We start from the raw sequence: 18,263 nt of genomic DNA, 5'->3' as shown, positions 1-18,263 counted from the left end.
AAACCGTTTATCAAATATGATGATATTAATAGCGCTATTTCATTTCGGAATCTACTGTCTTGCTGCTCAATACCAACACTCAATTGTTGTGTTATAAAAGATAAAATACGTAATTAATCTATGATTAATATTTTATCTAATAAATCCTCAGACTAAATCAGTTTAATCTTTTATAGTGTCATCATATTCCGTAGTCGCGCTCTACCTTGGAAATGCGAGTTTTGAATGTTGAATACCATTTGAGCATAACCGCTGTTATCGTCGGTTAACTGGGATTTGAAAATTACGGCGTAGTAAGGTGGTAGGGGCTAAGCGAGTCATCGCCTCCCTTCCCTTTTGTCGTAAGCATTCAAATATTTAATGTCGTTACAACCTTTTGTCATTCGAACTTCAACGCTAACCTCAGTACACTAAGCAGCTTTGGCTTGGTTGAGGTTTTTCATGGTACAGGTGTGTAAAAATATAGGCATTGTCGCTCATGTCGACGCAGGTAAAACCACCTTAACCGAGCAGCTTTTATTCGCATCAGGCGCAACACGTAAAGTCGGTAGCGTAGATGATGGCACCACGGCTACCGATTCTCTTTCGGTGGAGCGAGAGCGTGGTATTTCGGTCCGATTAGCGACCGAAACCTTCTTTTGGCAACACCAGCAAATCAACCTTATTGATACGCCGGGGCACGTGGATTTCAGTGCTGAGGTAGAGCGTTCACTACGTGCGTTAGATTGCGCAATACTTGTCGTGAGTGCTGTAGAGGGTGTACAAGCGAATACCAGTAGTATTTTTGATGCTCTACAACATCTTAATATCCCGACTTTGATTTTCATTAATAAGCTTGACCGCGCGGGCTCTGATGTTGAGCGAGTGATGGCGGACATTCATCAGGAATTAAGCGAGCATGCGGTGCTGCTTCAACAGCCGATAAACCTGGGCCAAAGCAATGCGGGGATTGGTGAGAAATGGGATGCAGCAAGCGTTTCCGACACATTCGTTGCGGACGAACAGGCTGCTTGGGTACAGCCCTTGTTTGAACGGTTAACTGAGCTGGACGATGAGTTGTTGGAAGCAGTCATTGAGGGATCCCCCGTTGCTTTTGAGAGCATAGACCAACAGCTTTCTACTGCCATATCTAACAACCAAGTGTACCCTGTCCTAACGGGGGTCGCGAAATCAGGAGTGGGTATTCGTGAACTTCTGAATGCCGTGAGTCAGTATTTACCAAACGCTACGAGAGTGATGGAATCCCCCTTGTCAGCCGTGGTATTCAAAATAGAGCACGATCCGCGCATTGGTAAGATGGCTTACGTGCGAGTTTTCGAAGGCGTGTTGCATGCGCGCGATAAGGTGCATAACGCAACACGCAGCCATGCCGAGCTGTCAGTCGAAGACAAAGCGAGTCAGCTTAAGCGCGTAATTCGAGGGAAATATCACGATATCGACCGCATTGAAGCAGGAGACATTGGCGTCGTAAGTGGGCTTCAATCAGTGAAAATTGGTGATATATTGGGTCGAGGCGATGCCGTGCCCGATGCTTATCAACTCTCCGCTCCATTGTTAACGGTACAAGTGATTCCCGATCAGGAAAAAGACTTTAGCACGTTGGCCAGTGCTTTAAGTGAGCTTGCTGATGAGGATCCTCTGCTCAATTTAGAATGGTTGACCGATCAGAGAGAGTTGCACGTCAACATCAACGGTTGGATCCAAGTCGAAGTACTCCAATCATTGCTCTTACAGCGATTTGGTCTGGCCGCGACGTTTCAACAGCCAAGTATCATCTACAAAGAAACCCCTGCAAAAGCTATTGAAGGTTACGAGTGCTATTGGATGCCTAAACCATGTTGGGCAATAGTACGATTTTTAATTGAGCCCGCAGAACGTGGCTCAGGAATACAGTACAAGTCTAATGTCAGCGTCAATCAAATCGCTGCAAAATATCAAAATGAAATCCAAGCGAACCTTGATAAGGCACTAAAACAAGGGATTAAGGGCTGGAATGTAACCGATGCGAAAATCACCCTCATTGACGGTTCAGACCATGTGCAGCACAGTCGTCCCGGAGATTTCATCATTGCCACACCGATGGCGATTATGAATGGACTGAATGAAGCGGATACGGATTTGCTTGAGCCCATCTTAGATTTTCAGATTCAAGCAGACAGTGAGTTACTAGGGGCCATTACCAGCGATATCACTAAAATGCGTGGTCGTTTTGATGCCCCAGAGTTTCAGGGTGGTCGTGTTATTATTCGGGGCAAAGTACCAGCGGCGACTTCCTTAGACTATCCGATCACTCTTGCGTCTCTAAGTGGCGGACAGGCAAAGCTCAGTACGCGTCTATCAGGCTACGAAAAATGCACACTAGAACAAGGCCAAATTATTCCGTATCGCGGTGTCAGTCCGTTAGACCGTGACAAATACATTCTATGGGCCCGAGGTGCGTTGCAGTGAATAAGCGCCAAATTGACCGGTAATGGAAAGCAAAAAAGCCCAACAAATCGTTGGGCTTTTATGTAGCTAGATACCTGCTAGATGACAAAAATTGTTTGCACTTACTGCTAACTAGGCATTTGGTAAGGTAAACGTTGAGGTCGCTTCTTTCGTTTGCTCGGCAGCACCCGTTAAATCATTCGTAAGCTGGCTTAAGCGTTGTGACGTGTGAGCATTGTTTATGGTGACTTCAACGATATGAGTCACATTACCTTCTATCTCATTTACTTCCTCTTCTTGTTGCTGAGCAAGTTTGGTCAGATCATCTAGGCTGTTGAGAGATTTCTCCGCATCGATTTCCAAACGATTTAAAGGCTCAACCACATTTTCGATTTGGATAACGCCTTGGCGCATTTTTTCTTGGCCTTGAACCATCTCATCCGAGATTTTGACGGATAAAGATGCGATCGAAGTAATGACTTGGTCAATCGATTCTGTGACATCTGCGGTATTGGTAGCAAGGTTGCGGACTTCATCTGCGACGACAGCGAAACCGCGGCCACTTTCCCCTGCTCTGGCCGCCTCAATGGATGCGTTTAACGCCAACAGGTTGGTTTGCTCGGCGATGTTACGAATGTTGTCGACAAACTCAGTTACCGTTGTGGCACTCTCTTTAAGCTCAACAACGGATTGTGAGGTTTCTTCAATGTATGCGGCCACCGAGGTAATATCACGCACCGCACCAGTGATGGCTTCGCGACCATGTTTGACAAGGTCGTGCGCGGCTTCCGCTTGATTGCGCGACACACCTACATGTTCAGTGATCACTTTTACGCCATTGGATAGCTCGCCAATGGATTCTTTGATCTCGTTGGCCATGGACTCTTGTTTGTCCGATCCGCTTTTCATATCAACCACGCTGGTGCTGATATTGTCTACCGAGGTCACTACTGTCTTTGCACTGGAATCAATTTTGGTAATTACCGCCACGAGACTTGTGCGCATGCTTTTCACGCTGTCTACCAATTGCCCGATCTCGCCCTGCTGTTTGATATCAATGCTCTGAGATAAATCTCCTTTGGCGACCCGGTCCAATAGCCCTGCTACTTGTTTCAGTGGTGTAACGATACTGCGGGTAATCAGTTGAGACATGATAAGGCCAACGACTAATGCCAGAACCCCCACTCCAATAATCATCAATGTCGCACTATACGACTCAGAAATGATCGTTTGCTGACGAGTCTGCATCATGCTGCGTTGTTCTTCAGCCATAGCGGAGGTTTGTGCTAAGAAGTTTTTAAGTTCATCTTGGGTACGGCCAGCCATCAATTTTTTGGCTTCTTCTTCCTCACCAAACTCTATGGCTTCGAGCGTTGCTTGGCGGGCTTCTTGATACACGGCTCTTTGCTTTTTGAGGTTTTCAATGGCTCGCTTGTCTTTATCGGACGTAACCAGTGCCAGCATTGCTTCAAGGCTTTGATCCATTTCTTTATTCAAGCCGTCAATGGTTTTATAAATATTAATGCGGTCTTCGCGTTCCTTTAATACAAAGAGCAGTAAAAGATTGCTTGCCAGACTTTCTGCATTAACATTTAGCTCGCCCGTTAACTCCACTAGCGCAGCGTTTTCATCCACGATTTCTTCGATGCTGTTCGACAAAATATTGAAACGCGACACTGACAGGGTCAGCACCGCGATTAGAAGTACCAACAAAATAAAGTAGCTGGTCTGTAGACGACCACGGATACTCGAGAAAACCCGCATAAACACCCTCACTTTCTATTTCTATAAGAGAACTAAGACAGGCTAGGAATAGGTACCTGTCTGACCGCAGTCATCGCAGACGCATTATCCGTATTTGACGAATCATAAGATCACTTTATTACAGATAGCGACAACTAAATAGACAAAAACGCCATGGATTCGAGTCTTTTACTATGGCTCACATATTTGGTAGCCTCACATCATAAATTTTCTTTACCCAGCCAATGGCACTTTTTCACAAGGATATCAGATGCATAAAACCGTCCGTCGATGGGTATATCGCGTTGAAAGGCGTTATGACAAATTAAAGCATCGCTACAAACGTTGGCGTGGTTACTCACCTGTCATCGTGCAGCCTTACATGACCTATGGGACAGAAAAGGAGCTATGGATTGCAGGCAGACTGCTCGAAGCGAAAGGGATTCAAGGTAAAATCGAAGACAGCCGCTGGAGAAACCTGCTGCATATGATCCGACGCTATCAAAGCGCTGAAATTCCGTTCACTGAGATTCAGTTAACGCTTGGCCCTGATAAACGGACGGTATACACAGATGGCAATGGTTACTTTCACTATCGTTGGCCGACGCCTGCCCGCAGCAATATTCAACAACCTTGGACTAAGCTAACACTACAACCTGCGGATCCTGAGCTTCCAAAAGCGCTTCAACACACGGTTGCCGAAGTATCAATACCGAATGATAGTGTCGAATTTGGCGTAGTGAGCGATGTAGACGACACCATCATGCACACAGGTGCGACTAATTTTTTCCGACACGCCCAAACTGTGCTGCTCAATAATGCTCACAGCCGAGAGCTACTAGCGGGAACGTCTGAGTTTTATAGTGCGTTACATAATGGCGCGTCAGGCAACGCAAACAACCCGTTCTTCTATGTCTCCAGTAGCCCTTGGAATATCTATGACCTAATTGCCGAATTCATTCATCTCAATAACCTGCCTAAAGGCCCGGTTTTATTGAAGGATTTCGGATTGCGAGAAGATCGCTGGTTTAAAAGCGGCCACGAGACGTACAAGACGGATCGAATTGAAACCATTTTAAAAACGTATCCGACGTTAAACTTAGTCTTGATTGGTGATTCAGGGCAAAAAGATGTTTACGCCTACTTAAAGGTCGTAAAAGCCTATCCTGATCGAATTTTAGCGGTCTATATTCGAGATCTAAAACCGAATGATCGCTCGCAGAAGATGACCTCAGCCGCAAAGGAATTTGCGGACTACCAAGTCCCCTTTGCATTCATTCAAGATGCGGGTGATGCTGTGACACATGCTCAATCACTCAATTTGGTGACAGAGAAAGCTGCTGAAAAAGTAAAACACGACGCAGGGCTAGCTCAGGCCGATGGCCATAAACAGTCTACTACACAGTAGATATAGCAATCTCACGCGTTTTTGAACCCACCGAGTCATCAATAAGCCAGTTCTGATCAGAGCTGGCTTATAAAATTACAAAGCCCACTTCTTTCACTTCACCCTCTATTTCTCTTATTGAGTAAATGGCGAGAAATTCATCTCTGACTTTATCGCTTGTTTGCTTCCACACAATACTTGCTGTGCCATCTCTACGAAGAATGGTTAACACTTCCCTGTCTGTATTAAGAGACGATAAGAACTCTTGTTGTTCCCATTGCCTAAGAACATTCTGTTTGTTGTCTGGATCATCGGCTTCTTCCGCCGTTTGATACATTGAAAACGCCTCCCAGTCCTTGTTATTAGACGCTTTGACAACATCGTCGACCATCGGCATGGCTATCGCAAGGAGCTCATCATCGGTTTTCAAAGTGATATCAGTCAAAATGTATTCCTCATTTTAAATATAGGTATCGCGTCCCAGAGAACTCAGCGATTACGAATGCCTGTTATCGGTTTTTCGGTGTTATTTCCCACCAGCAATGTCGATAAAGGAACCGGTAACGTAAGATGCCTGATCCGATAATAACCATACAATAGCCTCTGCGACTTCCTGAGCCGTTCCACCTCTCTTCAATGGTATCTGCGAGCTCAATCTAGAAACTCTATCTGGTTCGCCACCATCGGCGTGTATATCAGTGAGGATAAAACCGGGGCGAACAGAGTTGACTCTAATGTTTCTAGACGCAAGTTCCAAAGACAACCCTTTAGTAAACGAATCCATAGCGCCTTTTGATGACGCATAATCCACGTATTCAAAAGGCGCACCAGAGCGTGACGCAGCAGATGAAACATTGACTATTGCGCCATAATTGGAGTTTTGTTTTACGAATGCTTTCGAGCAGAGAAAAGCACTAAGAACATTGGTGTTTAATACCTTGGTAAAGCGTTCAGCACTCATATTAACGAGTTCTGTTTTTTCAAAGAGAATCCCAACGTTGTTGACTAAATGAGTCACTTCACCAAGATTTTGATTAACGAAAGTAAACAAGCTTTCAACTGCAAGCTCGTCAGAAACATCAGCTTGGTATGCGATCGCAATACCACCCGACGAATTGATGGATGCACAAATACGATCTGCTGCATCCTGATTCTTAAGATAATTTACACAAACCTTATAACCATTTTTGGCGAGAGTAAGCGCGGTCGCTGCGCCAATTCCTCTGCTGGCTCCTGTGATTATCGCGATTTTATTCAAAATTCCGTCCTTGTCGTGCTTAACGTCGCATTATTAAATTTCCACTCGGTAAACACCAGATCTGCACCCAGCAAAGCCAGGCTATGAACCCCGTCGTCTTAAATATTAAAGCTGAATCAAACTGAAAATGCCACGTACTAAACGTCAGAATAAAGGCCGCCAATCGCTTGGCGGCCTATCTGGTTTCACTGGTCATAGTAAATGCCTATGCTTTTTGATGCGCTCTCAACAATGGTATCAACTCGCCTGCCGCTATTTTTTCAATCTGACGACCTCTGCGAATTGTCAGCGTATCCGAATCCGCTTCTTGCTTACCGATAATGACGATATTGGGAATCTTTAGCTCGAAGCTGCGTTTTATCTTACGTCCCACGGACTGATCACTGAAATCACACACAACATGGATTCCTTGTCGGTGGAGTTCGTCTCGTATACCACTAGCGTAGTCCAAAGAAGACGCATCAACCGTGAGCAGTACCACAGGATTAGGATGAATCCATTCTGGCAAAGTACCTTGCGAAACCTCCAACAATATACCGATCCAGCGTTCTATCGAGCCGTAAACCGCTTGATGTAGAATAACGGGCTGTTCACTCTCGCCTTGGCCAGTATCGAATTGTAGATTAAAACGCTCCGGCAAATTGAAATCCAATTGCACCGTGCCGCATTGCCACACGCGACCAATGGAATCCTGCAACGAAAGCTCGATTTTGGGACCGTAAAAAGCGCCCTCACCTGCTTGAATCTCAAACGAGACCTGCTCAGCGATACACGCATTTTGTAATATTTCTTCTGCTCGCGCCCACGATGCCTCATCACCTAAGGCTTGGGCTGGCTGTGTCGATAGTTTGACCGAAAGTGATTCGTAGCCATAATCGCTATAGATTTGTTTTGCTCGCTGAAGAAATTGCATGACCTCTGATTGAGCTTGATCCCACCCACAAAATACATGGGCGTCGTCCTGCGTGAACTGGCGCAACCGCAAGCAACCATTTAACGAGCCAGAGGATTCATTTCGATGTACCACGCCAAACTCAAAAAGCTTCAGTGGTAAATCTCGATAACTGTGTACGCCACGTTTATACATTAATATGTGAGCAGGACACGACATCGGTTTTAGTACATAGTCAGCGTCAGCATCTCGGCCACCGCCAAAAAACATATCTTCGGCGTACATATCCATGTGACCTGATGTCTGCCACAGCTCCTTTTTCATAAACTGAGGTGTGCGAATCTCCTGAAACGCATGCTGACGGTAGCATTGGCGCATATGATCTTGTATCGACTGGAATAGCTGCCAACCGTTTGGGTGCCAGAAAAGCATTCCCGGCGCCTGTTGCTCGGAGTGGAATAAATCGAGTTGCTCGGCAAGCTCGCGATGAGTTTTCATATCTTTCTCCTTATGAAAGATGTTTGATTAAAACTCTGAGCGAACAACAAGAAATAGACACAAAAAAAGCCCTCTAGCGATTCGCTCAGAGGGCTTTTCTTAATAAATAGCAGCTACCCCCCAAACAACCGTGTGGTTGTGGTGGTAGAGGTGCTGTATTGAAAGAAACATAATAGTGAGTTCATGGTTCAGTTTTACCACTTGATATTACGTTTGGCAAGGATAGCTGAGCGAGGACATCCATTCCAAAACCGCTCAACATTAGAACGAAAGTCTCAGGGACTTTTTATAAATTAACGCTCTAATTCACTCTGTGATAAGAGCCAATGAATATTTAAGTGTTTATGTCATTTGCCGGTTCGTTAGTGCTAGATTTAAACAAGCCTTCGAACCTTGTGTTGTAGGCCTTCAAGAAAGCATTGCTTAAGGTGTTTTTAATGGTTTGCCATGTGCCAACTTCAGGATCATCCAGTTGTCCGGAGAAATCCAATCTGGTTGCAACTTTTCGGCTATCGCTATTCGTTAAAATTCCAGCCACACCGCCACCAATGGCTTCCCACGCTATTTGAAATGGATTGTCGTTCTGATCCTCAACATCTTGCTCCCAAGCAAAGATATCTACATTCTTAAATAGAGGCTTAACATAGCCGCTTAAAGCTCCATCCTTCGCTTGTATTTCACTCACTAACTGACCTGTACCGCCGTTGAAATCGAGGCCCGCATAAGCCCTAGACAGGTCATTGAACATAGGCAAACTTAATTCTTCACAGCGTATGGCGACAATAAAATCGTCATCGACGAATGGATCTATCTCGGCGTTAACTATCATTTTTGCATCATTTAATGCATTGGCCGTCACATCCAAGGTAGCCACCCTGCCTTTGCCTCGATCGACATTGGTTAAATTATTAAGCGATGCTTCGATATTGTTAATTTGAATGTTAACAGGTGGATTGGATTCAAAGTTTCGAAAAGCAACCGTGCCACCATGAACCTCTACTTTGTTAATAACGATAGGCGATAGATCATTAACCACTTTGCGCCAATCAGCGCCTTGACCAGACTGGCTTTGCTGTTCGGACTCACCATCAACGAAATTAACTTCTGGCCTTTCAAAGACGAAATCAGCAACCACAGCGCCTTTAAATAACGCTCTCCAACTCAACGAAATATCAATTTCATCTACCCGCACAAAAGGAACCTGCTTCGTACCATCGATCTTTACGATGGATAGGTCATGAAGCTGGTAGGCGCCTGTGTATAATTGCAGTGATACATGATCAATATGCCCTTTGTAGCCTTCCATATTCTCAAGCCGTTTATTCAAAAACTTCGTTAACCAGTAGGGTAACGCGAGATGAATTACCAGCAAAAGTAGAGCAATAACACCCACCCAAATCAGGGTTCCATTTAATCTTCGCTTCGTCATAAAAAATCCCTCTTGTGCCATCACATTAGAGGGATCGGGTGTATCCAAGCAACTGAGAAGGCTAAAAGCCTCAATTAAGATGAATTATTTGCACATAACGGAGCTAAACACCTTTCTTATTGGCGAGAGAGCAACTTGTCTAACTACTACTAAAACGCCGGCTACAAACGAAAGCTAAAGATCAGCAAAGCGAAACAGCTACTCGCATAAAGCCACATCATCCACTCTGTTCTATATTGCTTTCCTTGCAAGGTGTTCACTCGCCTTTAATTCGCAAAAATCTACGAAATAGAACCCTTCTACGTCAATTTATATGCAAAAAAGCCAGTTCTGGTTAGAACTGGCTGATTTTGTAGAACTGATGAAAACTAAGCTGTGAGTCAGTTTTTAAGGTGGGTGTCCTGATTAACTGCTGCGGCGACCAGCGTTTATTACTCATCGCCCGCGCCATGGTGAAACACCCTCCATTATTGATCCTAGACGAACCTTGCCTCGGCCTAGACGACATGAACCGCCAGCTCGTCCTCGCCCTAATTGAGAAAATTTGTGAAGGAAAAGAAACCACCGTGCTCTACGTCAACCACCACGCGGAAGACCAGATCGAAGGGATAGAGAACTACTTGGGGTTGAAGAAGAATAACTAAGCTTTTAGCAGGTTCTTTGCCTCAGACAGAAAACCGTGTGACGCTTCATACTCGAAACTGCCGCCTACCTCACATGAAGCGTCACACTTGTTTTTAAAAGCTGATATATTTAAAGCATTCAGGGTTAACTCACCTACAAAAAACTGTCGCAAAAGGACATTGCTGTGCCAACGAACCATCCATTTACTACTTATGAAGAAGTACAGCTAATAAACAAATTTGAAAAACTAAATAAAAAGCTATATCTATTCTTACAGCCCGTTGCGCATTACGATGTCTTCCATTATTAGCAGTAAAAAAAGACCCAAATGATTATTTCCCATATTGGCCAGATGAATACCAAGCTCGATATCTATTGTCAATTTGGCGGGTATCACTAACTACTACCAACAACTATAATAAAGCAGTAAATAAAGAAAACAGTACATCAGTCAGTTTTGACAAAGAATCGTTATATAAAGCCGCAGATGCAGTCAATAAATTTTCCAGCGAAAACTTTGGCAATACAAACCTATCCTTCTCAGCTTATGCTGCTGCAGAAACTGATGCTGCAGCCTTCGCCGCCAACACCTTTCTAAATATAACAAGCTCTGCTACTTTTGATTACACCTATACCAATGCCGTTAATGCGGCAGATGCTGCCCTAGAAGCTAATATCCCTTTTCCAAACATTAAGGTGGAGTTCGAGTCAGATTTAATATTATTAGAAAAAAGTGAAATCTATCCATTCCGAAATACACCTCTATGGCATAAACCAAATATAGATTATAAAAATTGGATGACAAAACATCTTAAGGAAGCATTGTACCGACTATCAATAAGGCAAAGCCATTCAAAAACTCAAACCCTCATTAATGATATTTGGCCTATCTATAAAGGGATTTTCGATGGCAAGCCAGATCAGAAAGCAATAGATAACACACTCAATCAACTGGAAGAATATTTTTCCAATAAGAACATTGACGAAACAGAAAACAATAAGCTCCACTATGGTAAAGATGATGAACCATTTTATGGGGAGGACAACGAGCTAATTTATAAAAATGGAAATGAGCCGCATTCTGAAGCTGATCCAGCGCCCAAACCCAAAGAGACAGAACATGACATTGAAACTATCGCGGGTAATCGCCATAGCAGCCATCAATATGCGGTGGAAGATAAGCTCAATCGCCAGCATCTAGTGAATACCTTAGCGGCTTTACTGCAAAACCAAAATAATCATCACCATCAGACCATTGGTTTATTAGGCCATTGGGGAGTGGGGAAAACCTCCGTTGTTGAGCTACTTAAAACCGCCCTGCAAAAGAAAGAAGATAAAATATCTATAGCTAAACGGCTAAAAGACATCCTACTACACTGTCAAACTATTGGTTTACTGAAATATTGTAGAGTTATCAAATCTTCCATTGCCAAACGGCTTAAAACAGCCCTACAAACGGAAAAACAAACAAACGAACCAAAATTTCTATTTGCCGAATTTAATGCTTGGGAATACGAACACACAGACAACCTACAAGCAGGTATTGCTCAAGAAATGATTAAAGCGTTGTCTAGTCCAGAACCCAAACCTAATCGTTGGGAAAAGTCATTTTGGCCTTTCCGAAAAATCTTGCTGACATTACGGTTTGCATGGAGCTTACATGGCTGGAAGATATTAGCGCCTTTATTTCCTCTTGTTTTCGCCCTTGCACCCATTTGGTTTTTATACTTTTTCAAAGAACAATTTGATCAAATAAATGAATCGCTGATATACATTTTTTCAACTACTTGGTTCTTCGGTTTTTTGTACCCAACGTGGAAAGAAATTAAAAAGGTGTTAGCAGGACCACTAGCAAAAGAGTTTTTGACCTATTTGAAATTACCCGATTATGGAGAACACTTAGGCACGATTCCGGTAATGCGTGAGCACATCAAAAAGCTCACCAAGGTACGTTTGGGCAATGAAAAACGCTTGCTGTATGTAGTGGATGATTTAGACCGCTGTGGACACAAAGGGATTGTCAAAGTGCTCGAAGCAGTGCGAATGGTTCTGGATTTAGAGAATGTAGTTGTTGTAATTGCCGTAGATCAGCGGATTGCCCTAGCGGCATTAGCGCTTAATTACAAAGAACTCGCCACACAACATCATATTGAAGATCCTAGACTCATCGCCCGCGATTACTTGGCGAAAATCATCCACCTTCCTATTGTGCTTACTGAGCCAGATGAAGCATCTGTGTCCAGTTACCTTGAACACCTTTGGGAACAAACCAGTTCACCGGAAAGTAAAGCGCTAGGCGAAAAAGCAGCCCCCTTACCCCAACAGGATGAAAACTCTATTAAAAACAACACCAGCAACACAGATGAAGCAAACCAGACAAATACTATTGGGCAAAAAGTAAAGACTGAGCAAGAAGAAAGTGATCCTCTACTGAATACTGAAAATTCCAACACAGAAACGACCGAAATTGACTTTCCAGTAGAGCAAGAAACAGCAGAAACACCCAAAGATGTTAAACAAGTGGAACAACTCACCGAGCCACAAAAACTAGCCTTTGCCTATTGGCTAAAACATTTTGAGTTATCAAACCCGCGGCAGATAAAGCGCTTGAATAACAGCTTTAACCTACTTCGAAACTTTTATCCTGACGATAAAATTTCTGAAGAAGCAACAATCGAAGAGACAGGAAGTGAACATGCCTTCCCCATGATGGTGACATTATTTGCTTTTGAATACCTAAACAATCTTGATGATATGCAAAAGCGATACACCTTGAAAAAACTGATTAATGTTAGAAACGCTACTTTCACCGAGGAACAAAAAAAATACCTAACCGATAATAAAATAACGCCATTAATAATTGAGCTGGCAAACCTTAGCTTAAAAAACACCACCATGATCCTAGGTATTGAGCCCTTCGTCCTTCCAGGAATTGATATGGTCGATAAAACAGCAGAAAAAAACAGAAAGTAGCTAATCACGCACGACTACGCTATCTAAACCCGTTTAATAGCATTTTTATAAACCTCATTACGCTCCCGTTTTCCTACTGCAAGAACAGTGACAATAATTACATCATCCTGCACTTCGTAGACAAGGCGATAACCTGATTGACGTAATTTTATCTTGTAGAGGTTGTCAGCGCCTGAAAGCTTTGAAGCAAGAACATGTGGATGGTCTAAACGCTCGATCAGCTTCTTTTTGAATTGCTGCTGTAGCGTGGCTCCAAGTTTTTGCCATTCTTTCAGAGCGCTCTTTTTGAATTCGAGTTTATAAGTCAGCGATGCTGACTGAGATACTTTCTTCATTGGCGCGTTCCTTCGCGAGTGCTATCAGTTCCATATCTTCCAATTTATCCATTAAGGCTTCATACGCTTCGGCAGGGACACAGTAAAACGCAGGTTCATTGCGATTTAATACTGCAACCGCCTTACCGTGTGCGCTCGCGGCAACTTTCATTGGGTTGGCTTTAAATTCCGTAATGCTTGCAGCCACATCGGAAAGGATTCTAGAAGTCATTTTAAAGCACCTTTAATCGACCTAATAAAAGGTCATTTTAATTTGCGGTTGATCATTTATCAAGCAAACAGATGCTGAATATGCCTTGACGACTCCTCTCTGCAAGAGTAAAAATAGAGATATGAAAAACGTATCCCTTACTCAACAACGAATTATTATCATCATTCCTAGGAGTGGTGGGTTCGTTGTTGAGTAAATAAAGCAAACCCGCCCAAGAGGCGGGTTTCTTTTTTCGGCTTCTTGGGTCTTAACAGGAAGCCGATATGAGTACTCAAGACTCCCCTTCGCATTTAGCCCCCGAGGCTGACAATCCCTCTGCATCTGAGCGTTTTTCGTTCGTGGATGCGGAACATTCTGTGCTGACATTTTGGCGGGACAAACAGATTTTTAAGCGTTCCCTTGCCGCGTCGAAACATAAGCCTGAGTATGTGTTTTACGATGGGCCGCCGTTTGCAACGGGGTTGCCCCATCATGGTCATCTGGTGGCATCAACCATCAAAGACATCATCCCGCGTTACTTTACGATGAAAGGATTCCATGTAGAGCGACGTTTTGGTTGGGATTGTCATGGGTTGCCCATCGAGCATGAAATCGATAAGTCTCTTGGTATGTCCGCCAAAGAAGCGGTTGATTCTCTAGGTATTGCCCGTTACAACGCGGAATGCCGTGGCATTGTTCAGCGTTATGCCAGCGAGTGGGAAAAGACCATCACGCGCCTTGGCCGCTGGGTAGACTTTGACAACGATTATCGCACCATGGAGCCTTGGTACATGGAGTCCGTTTGGTGGGTCTTTAAACAATTGTGGGACAAAGGACTCGTCTACCAAGGAGACAAGGTTATCGCCTACTCCACAGAGCTGGAAACCGTATTATCCAACTTTGAAGCCAGTTCTAACTACAAGGACGTTCAAGACCCTGCGGTCACTGTGTTGTTTAAACTCGTAGAGGAAGACGCCTATTTTGCCGCTTGGACAACCACACCTTGGACACTGCCTTCAAACCTTGCCCTGTGTGTTGGTCCAGACATTCCTTATGTCAAAGTCCATGATAGCACTATCAACCAGACCCTTTGGCTCGGCGAGGCGCTACTAGAATCTGTGTGCAAAGGCCATGATGTAGAGGTGCTTGATAGAGTTGTGGGAGCCGACTTGAGTGGGAAACGCTATGAACCGCTTTTCCCCTATTTTAGCCACTTAAATGAATCCGGCGCTTTCCAAGTATTTGCCGATGATTTTGTCTCGACTGGCAGTGGTACAGGCATTGTTCACATGGCTCCCGCCTTTGGTGAAGACGATAACCGCGTCTGCAAGGCCAATGGTCTACATGCCTCAGTTTGCCCTTTGGACAGCCGTGGCCGCTTTACCCATGAAGTGACGGACTTCGAGAGCGTGTATGTGAAAGAGGCCGATAAAGCCATCATGCAAACATTAAAGGCGCGTGATCTTTTGTACCGTCAGGAAACCATCACCCATAGTTATCCTTTTTGCCCTCGCTCCGATACGCCCATCATCTACCGTTCTGTGCCCTCTTGGTACATCAAGGTAGAGCCAATGCGCGCAGAGCTACAAGCCAACAATGAACAGATCAATTGGGTGCCAGAGCATATTCAGCAAGGCCGAATGGGAAAATGGCTAGAAGGGGCAATCGATTGGTCGGTGTCGCGTAACCGCTATTGGGGCACTCCGCTGCCAATCTGGGTAAACGATACAACAGGAAAACATTTGTGCCTTGGCTCCATAGAAGAGTTAAAAAGCTACACCGGCGTAACCGTTGACGATTTGCATCGTGATCATGTTGACGAGCTGACTTTCTCCCTTCCAGAGGAACCGGGGACTTATCGACGCATTGCGGAAGTATTCGACTGCTGGTTTGAGTCCGGCGCCATGCCTTATGCACAAGTGCACTACCCCTTTGAAAATAAAGCGCAATTTGAGCAAAACTTCCCAGCGGCATTTATCGCAGAAGGCGTGGATCAAACACGAGGCTGGTTTTATACATTACAAGTTCTCAGCCAATGTTTGTTCGGGCGACCAGCGTTTAAAAACGTTATCGTCAATGGCATCGTGATGGCGGAAGATGGCAAGAAGATGTCCAAACGCCTCAAAAACTACACGCCCCCTGATACTCTGATGGAGCATTACGGAGCGGATGCTTTGCGCCTCTATTTGATCAACTCTGGTTTGGTTAAAGCAGAAGAGCAGCGTTTTTCTGATGCGGGCGTACAAGACATGGTGCGTCAGGTCTTGTTGCCTTGGCTCAATGGTTTTCGCTTCTTCTCGACTTACGCCCAGATCGACCAATGGCAAGACTCAGGATCGGACAAATCCTCTGATAACATCTTGGACCAGTGGATATTGTCTCGCCTGCAAACCTTAACCACCAAGGTCAATCAGGAGATGCAAGCCTACCATCTCTACAACGTGGTACCTGCACTATTTGAGTTTATCGAAGATCTCACCAATGGTTATATCCGTTTGAATCGAGCCCGCTTTTGGCAAAAAGAAATGAATGAAGACAAACAGCAGGCTTATCACACTTTGTACTCTTGTTTGGATACATTCAGCAGGCTAATGGCGCCTTTTACGCCGTTTCTTGCGGAGCATTTATACCAAGAGCTGTTGCCTTTTTCCGCTAACGAAAGGCCAGAGTCAGTGCATTTATGCGACTACCCCACGGCAAATGCAGCGTTAAAAGACGAAGACTTAGAAGCCAGTGTCGCTCGTGTTCAGCACATCTTGGTAATGGGTCGTCAACTGCGTAACGATTTGAAAATCAAACTAAAAACCCCGCTCAAAACGCTGACCGTATTGCATAAAGAGGCTCAGGTACTCAACGACATCGCTCGTTTGACGGATTACATTCAAACCGAGCTGAATATCAAAGACGTGCTCTTTAGCCAACAGGAAAGTGACTACATCGACTTCTACGCGAAAGCGAATTTCCCGGTTTTGGGCAAACGCCTTGGCAAGCAGATGAAACACTATGCCGCACGCATTGCGCAACTCAATGCGCAAGAACTGGAGCATCTAGAAACCCAAGAGCAAATCGAGATAGATGGGCAAGTCTTTAACCAAGAGGAGATTCATGTCTACCGTCAAGCCAAAGCAGGCACACATACTACGTCCAACCGTTTTGTGTCGATCAGCATCGACCCAGAACTGACAGAAGAATTGGTGGCAGAAGGCGCCATGCGAGAAATTGTTAGCCACATACAGAAAATGCGCAAACAACAGGGCTACAAGGTCTTGGATCGTATCGACATTCGCATTGAAGCGAGTGACGTACTGACACATTGGTGCCAACATCACCTTGATTACATCAAGACAGAAACCTTGGCTAATACGTTGAGTTTTACCAAGGTATCTGAATCGGGCTCACGCTTGAGCACCGATTTAAGCGAGGTAAAAGCCGTCGTTGAGCTAAGTAATAAATAATAAACATAAATCATCGGTCTATTGGCCCCTTTCGTGCCAGTAGATCGATGAAGATGGCTCTTTACTCACTGGTCAATCGATTCAATGCTGCAAGGCCAAGTGCCTGACTACTTACAGCCATTACTGGATGCAACGGTTGAAACTTACCGTCAGCGACTGATGGACATCAGCTGGTTTCTGAGAGAATTGAATGAAAACATCGCACGGCAAGCCAATTTCGAAGATTGCTGTACAGGTAGATTTTGGGAGGGACGCTTTAAATCTCAAGCACTTTTAGATGAAGCCGCACTAATCGCCTGCATGGCATATGTTGATTTGAATCCAGTAAGAGCGAAGATTGACCAAACGCCCGAGACATCCAAGCACACCAGCATCAAAAAACGCATTCACTCTGCGAAACATAACCAGCAACCGAAAACTCTTTATCCTTTTTGTTGGAAACCTAAGGAAAGACATGCCAAAGGGGCTTCCATTTCGCTTAAAAGATTACCTAGAGCTTGTCGACCTGACTGGCCGCATTGTACGCCAAGATAAACGCGGCAGCATCGACCTATCCTTTGCACCGATATTACAGCGCCTCAACATTCCATCCGAAAACTGGCTCACCATTGCTACTGAGTTTGAGCAACATACCCACGCAGCAGTGGGTACAGAGTTAATCTTGTCTAACTACTACCAAAAAACAGGCTATAAACGAAGGCCAAAGATCAACAAAGCCAAACAGCTACTCGCATAAAGCCACATCATCCACTCCTTAAAAAATTGCTTTCCTTGCAAGGTAATCGCACGCCCTTAATTCGAGAAAATCTACAAAATAGAACCCTAATGCGCCAATTTAAATGCAAAAAAGCCAGTTCTGGTTAGAACTGGCTGATTTGGAAGAGCTGATTAGAATTGAGCTACAAGCCACTTTTTAAAGTGTGTGTCCTGATTAAATCGCCCTTCGTTTCTGTTTGGCTTACCTACTACCCATTCAATCAGTAAAATAGACCAAATAGTGTACTGCGGTGTTGATTGAAGGGGCTCAAAAACCAGTCATATAGAAAAGAACT

General features: G+C 44.4%; 11 protein-coding genes and 2 pseudogenes. 6 read left to right on the top strand and 7 right to left on the bottom strand.

Features of this window, described 5'->3' with window-relative positions; translation table 11 throughout:
• Nucleotides 1–441: 441 nt before the first annotated feature.
• The gene (locus DN730_RS02820; RefSeq protein WP_115466576.1) at nt 442–2,448 is read left to right on the top strand and encodes a GTP-binding protein; all 2,007 of its coding nucleotides are present in this window, start codon (nt 442–444) and stop codon (nt 2,446–2,448) included.
• A gap of 111 nt (nt 2,449–2,559) precedes the next feature.
• Here DN730_RS02820 and DN730_RS02815 read toward each other — a convergent pair whose 3' ends face one another.
• Nucleotides 2,560–4,191, bottom strand: a complete 1,632-nt coding sequence (locus tag DN730_RS02815) for a methyl-accepting chemotaxis protein (protein WP_115466575.1) — start codon at nt 4,189–4,191, stop codon at nt 2,560–2,562.
• A 250-nt stretch (nt 4,192–4,441) separates the two neighbouring features.
• Here DN730_RS02815 and DN730_RS02810 point away from each other — a divergent pair, with 250 nt between their 5' ends.
• Nucleotides 4,442–5,578 carry an App1 family protein phosphatidate phosphatase gene (locus DN730_RS02810; RefSeq protein WP_115466574.1) on the top strand — a complete coding sequence of 379 codons (1,137 nt, stop codon included), beginning with the start codon at nt 4,442–4,444 and terminating at the stop codon, nt 5,576–5,578.
• A gap of 67 nt (nt 5,579–5,645) precedes the next feature.
• Here DN730_RS02810 and DN730_RS02805 read toward each other — a convergent pair whose 3' ends face one another.
• The 4 genes from DN730_RS02805 to DN730_RS02790 form a co-directional block, all read right to left on the bottom strand.
• Nucleotides 5,646–6,002: a hypothetical protein gene (locus DN730_RS02805; RefSeq protein WP_245957873.1), complete on the bottom strand. Its 357-nt coding sequence runs from the start codon at nt 6,000–6,002 to the stop codon at nt 5,646–5,648.
• An 81-nt stretch (nt 6,003–6,083) separates the two neighbouring features.
• Entirely contained in the window at nt 6,084–6,815 is a 732-nt protein-coding gene (locus DN730_RS02800; protein WP_115466573.1) for an SDR family oxidoreductase, read from the bottom strand.
• Nucleotides 6,816–7,020: 205 nt separating this feature from the next.
• Complete coding sequence (thrS, locus tag DN730_RS02795) at nt 7,021–8,226, bottom strand: threonine--tRNA ligase (RefSeq protein ID WP_281270487.1); 1,206 nt, start codon at nt 8,224–8,226, stop codon at nt 7,021–7,023.
• Between the two features lie 313 nt (nt 8,227–8,539).
• Entirely contained in the window at nt 8,540–9,634 is a 1,095-nt protein-coding gene (locus DN730_RS02790; RefSeq protein WP_158541165.1) for a DUF748 domain-containing protein, read from the bottom strand.
• A 416-nt stretch (nt 9,635–10,050) separates the two neighbouring features.
• On the opposite strand from DN730_RS02790, the pseudogene DN730_RS02785 reads away from it, so the two are divergent.
• Nucleotides 10,051–10,278: pseudogene (locus DN730_RS02785) on the top strand (molybdenum ABC transporter ATP-binding protein); the annotation flags it as partial.
• A 355-nt stretch (nt 10,279–10,633) separates the two neighbouring features.
• Nucleotides 10,634–13,231: a KAP family P-loop NTPase fold protein gene (locus tag DN730_RS02775; RefSeq protein ID WP_115466569.1), complete on the top strand. Its 2,598-nt coding sequence runs from the start codon at nt 10,634–10,636 to the stop codon at nt 13,229–13,231.
• 23 nt (nt 13,232–13,254) lie between these two features.
• Here DN730_RS02775 and DN730_RS02770 read toward each other — a convergent pair whose 3' ends face one another.
• Nucleotides 13,255–13,566 (bottom strand): type II toxin-antitoxin system RelE family toxin, encoded by a 312-nt coding sequence (locus DN730_RS02770; RefSeq protein ID WP_425452690.1) that lies wholly within the window; start codon nt 13,564–13,566, stop codon nt 13,255–13,257.
• Nucleotides 13,529–13,777 (bottom strand): type II toxin-antitoxin system Phd/YefM family antitoxin, encoded by a 249-nt coding sequence (locus DN730_RS02765; protein ID WP_110575925.1) that lies wholly within the window; start codon nt 13,775–13,777, stop codon nt 13,529–13,531. Before DN730_RS02765 ends, DN730_RS02770 begins: the two co-directional genes overlap by 38 nt.
• 263 nt (nt 13,778–14,040) lie before the next feature.
• On the opposite strand from DN730_RS02765, the gene ileS reads away from it, so the two are divergent.
• Together ileS and DN730_RS02755 are read left to right on the top strand one after the other, a co-directional pair.
• A complete protein-coding gene (ileS, locus tag DN730_RS02760; RefSeq protein WP_115466568.1) occupies nt 14,041–17,211 on the top strand; it encodes an isoleucine--tRNA ligase in 3,171 nt (1,056 codons plus the stop codon).
• Nucleotides 17,212–17,349: 138 nt separating this feature from the next.
• Nucleotides 17,350–17,947, top strand: a pseudogene (locus DN730_RS02755) (transposase); the annotation flags it as partial.
• Nucleotides 17,948–18,263 lie beyond the last annotated feature (316 nt).

It is taken from the genome of Marinomonas piezotolerans (assembly GCF_003362755.1).
Classification (GTDB): domain Bacteria; phylum Pseudomonadota; class Gammaproteobacteria; order Pseudomonadales; family Marinomonadaceae; genus Marinomonas; species Marinomonas piezotolerans.
This window is presented reverse-complemented; position numbering and strand designations above follow the sequence as displayed.

Bases quoted from the DNA above. Each gene is read 5' to 3' on its own strand.
- DN730_RS02790 (WP_158541165.1), bottom strand. From the start codon at position 9,634: ATGACGAAGCGAAGATTAAATGGAACCCTGATTTGGGTGGGTGTTATT.
- DN730_RS02770 (WP_425452690.1), bottom strand. From the start codon at position 13,566: ATGAAGAAAGTATCTCAGTCAGCATCGCTGACTTATAAACTCGAATTC.
- DN730_RS02815 (WP_115466575.1), bottom strand. From the start codon at position 4,191: ATGCGGGTTTTCTCGAGTATCCGTGGTCGTCTACAGACCAGCTACTTT.
- DN730_RS02765 (WP_110575925.1), bottom strand. From the start codon at position 13,777: ATGACTTCTAGAATCCTTTCCGATGTGGCTGCAAGCATTACGGAATTT.
- DN730_RS02810 (WP_115466574.1), top strand. From the start codon at position 4,442: ATGCATAAAACCGTCCGTCGATGGGTATATCGCGTTGAAAGGCGTTAT.
- ileS (WP_115466568.1), top strand. From the start codon at position 14,041: ATGAGTACTCAAGACTCCCCTTCGCATTTAGCCCCCGAGGCTGACAAT.
- DN730_RS02820 (WP_115466576.1), top strand. From the start codon at position 442: ATGGTACAGGTGTGTAAAAATATAGGCATTGTCGCTCATGTCGACGCA.